General features: G+C 60.5%; 4 protein-coding genes and 1 rRNA gene. 4 read left to right on the top strand and 1 reads right to left on the bottom strand.

Annotated elements, in window-relative coordinates:
* The first annotated feature begins 206 nt into the window (after positions 1-206).
* Genes QIW53_RS19635 through QIW53_RS19650 form a run of 4 tightly spaced genes read left to right on the top strand, consistent with a single transcriptional unit; the run spans position 207 to position 5829 of the window.
* Positions 207-983 carry a DUF3050 domain-containing protein gene (locus QIW53_RS19635; RefSeq protein WP_371051293.1) on the top strand — a complete coding sequence of 259 codons (777 nt, stop codon included), beginning with the start codon at positions 207-209 and terminating at the stop codon, positions 981-983.
* Positions 980-1909, top strand: coding sequence for a diiron oxygenase (locus QIW53_RS19640; protein WP_371051294.1), 930 nt, complete (start codon positions 980-982; stop codon positions 1907-1909). Before QIW53_RS19635 ends, QIW53_RS19640 begins: the two co-directional genes overlap by 4 nt.
* Positions 1910-1922: 13 nt before the next feature.
* On the top strand, positions 1923-5339 hold the full coding sequence (locus QIW53_RS19645; RefSeq protein ID WP_371051295.1) for an amino acid adenylation domain-containing protein: 3417 nt from the start codon (positions 1923-1925) through the stop codon (positions 5337-5339).
* 22 nt (positions 5340-5361) lie between these two features.
* Positions 5362-5829, top strand: a complete 468-nt coding sequence (locus QIW53_RS19650; RefSeq protein WP_371051296.1) for an SRPBCC family protein — start codon at positions 5362-5364, stop codon at positions 5827-5829.
* 96 nt (positions 5830-5925) lie between these two features.
* On the opposite strand, the gene rrf is transcribed toward QIW53_RS19650, so the two are convergent.
* Positions 5926-6000: ribosomal RNA gene (gene rrf / locus QIW53_RS27295) — 5S ribosomal RNA — on the bottom strand; the annotation flags it as partial.

The following is a 6000-nucleotide window of genomic DNA, read 5'->3' on the forward strand; positions in this document are numbered from 1 at the left end:
TAACAAGAAACTACTTGCCCCCTATTAGTTCGTGTATTAGCTTTTTCTCCGCCACCCATCAGTATTGGTTGCAATGCGCCAAGTCAGTGACCTGCACGCCACCGACAGCATTAGGCGTTTGCCGTACTCGCTCGCCCATCAAAAACTTCAAGCAACTGTTACTTAGTGATTCCACTCCATTCAATACATTGACTAATAGGCTCGCCATGAAATCGATTCAAGAACGTCTTGCTCAGAGAAAGGCAGAATTGAGTTCGCACCCTATCTTTTCTGAAATACATTCTCTTTCGGTACTTCAACGTTTCATGGAGTCCCATGTATTTGCCGTATGGGACTTCATGTCTCTGACCAAACGCCTGCAACAGGAACTGACGTGCGTCCAGTTGCCCTGGCTGCCACCCAGGGACCCACACGCCGCGAGGCTGATCAACGAGATAGTGCTTGGCGAAGAGTCCGATGATCGGCCCGGCCAGGGTCATTACAGTCATTTCGAGCTGTACCTCGATGCCATGCGTGAAGTCGGCGCCAGCACCGTCGCCGTGGAGCGTTTTGTGACGCTGCAACAGGAAGGTGTGAGTTACGACGTGGCGTTGCGAAGCGTGGATGTCGACGCCGCTACTGCACAGTTCGTGCGCCACACCTTGCACACAGCCCTGCATGCGCCTGGCCATAGCGTGGCGGCGGCATTTCTGCATGGACGAGAAAGCGTCATCCCACAGATGTTCCAACGCATTCTCGACGATTGGGGTATCGGCATCGAGCAGGCGCCGACCTTTCGCTATTACCTGGAGCGGCATATCGAGGTCGATTCCGAAGACCATGGCCCGGCAGCGGAAAAACTGCTGACACGGCTGATCGATGGCGACCCGCAACGGGAAGAGGACGTGTATGCCAGCGCCCTCGCCGCCGTGGAAAGCCGCATCGCCTTGTGGGACGGCCTGCGCCTGAGCATGGGCGAGCCGCTGGCGGAGGTGAACGCATGAACGCCGCCGACTACCAATCCTTTGCCGAGGCCTGGGAAAGCCGCGCCACCATCCGTACCCGCCCGCGCCGCACCCTCGAAAACGACGACAAGCTGATCTACCCGCTCAGCCGTCAGCCTCTGGTCCTCAGCGAAACCTTCTTGCGCGAATGTCCGGAGCAACGGGATTTCGCACTGGTGCAGACGCTCTACAAGTTCATCAACGATGTGGTGATTTTCGAGACGGAGATCGTCGACAAAACCGCCCGCAGCATCGCCAAGAATCGCTTCGCCGTGCCCTTCCCGTTTGCCTGTCGCTACGACGCCATGACGGTGGTGATCGACGAGGACTATCACGCCTTGGTGGCGATGGACTTCATGCAGCAGACCATTGCCCTGACGGGCATCTCACCGATCGAACTGCCAAAGGAAATCGAGCTGAGCCGTGCAATTCCGGCGGCTGTCGCGTTGGCACCGGAGCCTCTGCGTGCGGCTGTGGAACTGATCTGCGTGGCCATTGCCGAGAACACGGTGACAGGTGATGTCGCAGCGTTCGCCAAGGACGACAGCGTCAAGCAATCGATCAAGGGACTGATGGCTGATCACTTGCTCGATGAGGGCCGACACTCCGGGTTCTGGGCCCGATTGGTGCGCATTTACTGGCACACCGCGAATGAGGCAGACCGGCAGTGCATCGCACAAATCCTGCCGGTGTTCATCGGCCATTACCTGACCAATGACATCCAGAAATCCTTCGACTTTCACCTGATCGATGCCTTGCGGATCAGCGATGCCGCGCGTCAGGCACTCCAGCGCGAGGTGTCTGGCCTGGCGTTCCCGATCAACCGCCATCACCCGCTGGTCGCCAATATCGTGCGGTTTTTCCACAGCAGTTCGCTGCTCGATGCGCCGTGCGTTCAAGCCGCCTTGAGCGACTACCTGGTTTAACGAGGAGCACACCATGAGACGTCTCGACATTTTGCTCATAGGCCGCAGCCTGGCCTTGGCCGAGTTGGCACTGGAGCTGGAACAACACGGCCATTCACTGACACGCCTGGAGGACCTCGACCCGCCAGCGTCAGGCGATTTCGACCTGTTGATCGATGACGCCAGCCTGGAGTTCGAACTGCCTGGCCAGGCGCCGCGACTGACCCTGCGCCTGGGTCTCGGCGTCGTGGGGACCTCCGGCCTACCGCCGCTGGATCTGCTTTGCCTGCTGGGTTCGACGCAACTGACGCGCATGCCGGTGGCTGCCGAGCCCTCCGGCAACGGCCAGGCACTGCGCCAGCGAGCGGTGGCGCAAATCGTCGATCATGTCGCGTTACTGGTCAGTCGTTTCTCCCGGGATGCGGACTATTTTCTGCGGGCCGAACCTACGGACCCGGTGACTTTCGAGCAGGTGCACAGCCTGCTGTTTCTGGAGCGACTCGCCTTCGTTCATCGGCTCAACGCGACCGCTGATGTCGGCTTGCAGCGACTCGCGCAGATCCCGATGATCGAGCGCCTGGAGCAGCGGTTGATCCAGTCCGCCGACCATCCGGCACTCTGCATCGCCGGCGCATCCCTGAGCTATGGCGAGCTGCACACACTCAGCCGTGCCATTGCACAGCGCTTGCAGCCGATGCTCGAGGCACACGCCGGGCCCTGGGTGGTGGGCATCTGCCTGCCCAAATGCAGCGCGTTGTACGCAGGGATCCTGGCGATTCTCGGCAGCGGCGCGGTATACCTGCCGCTGGAGCCCAGCCATCCCTTGCAGCGTCAGCAGTACATTCTGTCGGACGCCGGCGCTGTGCTGCTGTTGCATGACGGTCAGCACCCGCTCGCGGACCAGATGCCCAGCCTGGATATCTGCGCGATCAATCTCGATGGGGTGGATCTCGGCCGGCCGCTGATGCGCTGCCGCCCAGCGCTCGAAGCGCCGTGCATGGCGCTCTACACATCCGGCACCACCGGCCACCCCAAGGGCGTATCGCTCAGCCAGGCGAATCTGGCGCACTTCACGGCGTGGTACGCCGACTATGTGCAACTGACCGAGGACAGCTGCGCGCTGCAGTTCTCGTCGCTGAGCTTCGACTCGTCGCTGATCGACATCTTTCCCACCCTGTTGCAAGGCGCCAGGCTGGTAGTGCCCAGCGACGACCAGCGGCGTGACCCTCTGCAACTGGTGGAGCTGATCCGTCAGCAACAGCTGAGCCATGCGTTCTTGCCACCGGCCCTGTTGAGCATTCTGCCGTTGGAGCAACTGCAATGCCTGGTGCATGTCATGACGGGTGGCGACGTGTGCGAACCCTGGGTCATCGAGCAGCTCACCCGGCAGGGTAACCTCTACAACCTCTACGGTCCGACCGAAGCCACGGTGCTGATCACCGCGCGACGACTGAGCCCTGGCGACAGCAATCGCACGCTGGGGGCACCGATCGCCAATAGCCAGGTGCTGATTCTCGACGAGGATTTTCAACCGGTGGCCGAACAGACCGTTGGCGAGCTGTATATCGTCGGGCCGGGCGTATGCCTGGGCTATCTCAACAATCCACAGCAGACCGCCGAACGTTATCTGCAACTGGACCTGGCGGACGGGCAGACTCTGCGCGCCTATCGCACGGGTGACATGGCAAAGTGGACCGACGTCGGCATCGAGCTGTGCGGGCGAAGGGACAACCAGGTGAAGATTCGCGGCTTTCGGGTCGAGCCTGAAGAGATCGAACGCTGCCTGCGTGACAGTCAGTTGTACCGGCAGGTTGCGGTGGTCATCGACAGTCAGCGACGGATCCTGGCTTTCCTGGCCCAGCCTCGGGAAACGCGTCCCGGGGCTGCCTGCGATGCGTTGAAAAACCATGCCAGCCGGCTGCTGCCGGACTACATGCAGCCCTGCGCCTGGACGGTGCTGGAGAGCATGCCGTTCGCCAGCAACGGCAAGGTTGACCGCAAGGCGTTGCTGGAAACACCCTTCAGCCTCACCGACAACCCGTCGCTGCGTTTGCCGGCGAGCGCGGATGAAGCCGTGTTGCGGGATATCTGGGCCGATTTGCTGGAGCTTCCCGCCAGTGAGATTTCGACCGACGAAAGCTTTTTCAACCTGGGCGGCCACTCGATCCTTCTGTCACGCATGCTGTTAAGGCTGCGGGAAGCATTCGGCCGTAGTATCTCGATCAATCGCTTCATCGAACTGCCGACCATCGCGAAACTGGCGACGCTGGTACGCGGCTCCGGCACCGAAGAGGTATTGAGCGAACAGGCGCTTGATGATGCGTTCCGCGAACTGCAGGTGCAGCCGCTGCCGGTCAGCCGCATGGGCGACGTGCACAAGGTGATCGTGACCGGTGCCAACAGCTTTGTCGGCGTGCACATCGTCGAAGCTTTGCTGGCCTGGGGCGCCAGGGAGGTCGCTTGCCTGGTGCGCGAGGGCACCGGGCAAACGGCATGGGAGCGCTTCACGCTGGCCTTGCGGGAAAACCGCCTGGAGCATCTGGACCTGAGTCGGGTGCGGGTCTACCCGGCAGACATCACACAGCCCTCCCTGGGACTTGAGCCCCAGGTTTACGAGCGGCTGGACCGTGAGTTCGGCGCCCTTGTGCACAACGCGGCGAACGTCAATCACGTGCTGGATTACAGCTCACTGGTCCGGGATAACGTCGAGCCGATTTTCGAGTGCCTGCGCCTGTGCGAAGGGCGCAGCAAAAAAATCTTCAACTTTGTCTCGACCCTGTCGGCCTCCAGCACCCTGTCCAGCGATGGCCGGGTGCTCGAAATGCCGGCCGCGAATACGCCGCCGATCTACATCAAGAACGGCTACAACCTGTCGAAATGGGTCGGCGAACGCATCCTGGAGCGCGCCCGCGAGCGCGGGGTTCTGGTCAATGTCTATCGCCCGGGCAATATCAGCTTCAACAGCCTCACCGGTGTGTGCCAACCACATAAAAATCGGCTGATGCTGATGCTCAAGGGTTCGATCCAGCTGGGCCAGGTGCCAGAGTTCACGTTGAACTTCGACCTGATGCCCGTGGACTTTCTCGCCCGTTTCATCGCCTTCCATGCCAGCCGCTACAGCGCGGACAAAGCGGTGTTCAACCTGCACAACCCCGAACCGTTGAGTTGGGACGATTACGTCGCGTCCTTTCGAGAAGCCGGTCGGGAGTTTTCCATGGTCAGCGTCGCCGACTGGCAACAGCAATTGGGCCGGGTCGACAGCGACAACGCGCTGTTCGGTGTGCTCGGCTTCTATCTGAACGGCTTCGAAGAAGACATCGGCGACATCTCCATGATCGGCCACGACAACGCCCAGGCCGGCGTACGGCAGATGGGCGCTCACTACCCGGAAAAATCCCCGGCGCTACTGCGCCGCGGCTGCGATTACCTCAAGGAAATCAATTTCATCTGATTCATCCAAACGGAGCGAAACCATGAAAACCCTGCAACCCGATACCCTGATCCGCAATCCTCAAGGCTGCCACGTCGTGTCGACAGTGGAGGTCCCGGCGAACGCCGGATCTGTCTGGGCGCTGGTCGGCAACTTTGCCGGTTTCGATCAGTTCATCCCGGCGCTGTCTCACATCGAGATGACTGGCGAAGGGATTTCCTGCCTGCGCAAGAAATTCTTCAAGGATGGCAACCTGGTCGTCGAACAGCTCAACTCGCGGGATGACCAGGAGCGTTACATGACCTGGACCACGATCTACAACACCCTGGGCGTGGCCAGCCTGTGGGCGGCAATGACGGTTGAGACGCTGGATGAAGTCCGGTCCCGGGCGACCTGGACCATCATCGCCGAGCCCGCGCAGGACGACGCCGAAGCGCTACCGGGATTCCAGGCCTTCGTACAGGGGTTTGCCGATGATGCAATGAACAACGTGTTGAAGCGTTTTGCGTAGCCAGCAGGCTGGGCGGCGATTCATCGCGCCATTTTTACAGAACCGTAAATGACAAAACCCCTGTTTGCGTTAGCAAACAGGGGTTTGGGAATTCAATCTTGACGATGACCTACTCTCACATGGGGAAACCCCACACTACCATCGGCGATGCATCGTTTCACTGCTGAGTTC

Source organism: Pseudomonas fluorescens, assembly GCF_041354075.1.
GTDB classification, from domain to species: domain Bacteria; phylum Pseudomonadota; class Gammaproteobacteria; order Pseudomonadales; family Pseudomonadaceae; genus Aquipseudomonas; species Aquipseudomonas fluorescens_CE.

What these genes read in the sequence shown, in the direction of transcription:
- QIW53_RS19635 (WP_371051293.1), top strand. Translation starts at nt 207, where the DNA reads ATGAAATCGATTCAAGAACGTCTTGCTCAGAGAAAGGCAGAATTGAGT.
- QIW53_RS19640 (WP_371051294.1), top strand. Translation starts at nt 980, where the DNA reads ATGAACGCCGCCGACTACCAATCCTTTGCCGAGGCCTGGGAAAGCCGC.
- QIW53_RS19645 (WP_371051295.1), top strand. Translation starts at nt 1,923, where the DNA reads ATGAGACGTCTCGACATTTTGCTCATAGGCCGCAGCCTGGCCTTGGCC.
- QIW53_RS19650 (WP_371051296.1), top strand. Translation starts at nt 5,362, where the DNA reads ATGAAAACCCTGCAACCCGATACCCTGATCCGCAATCCTCAAGGCTGC.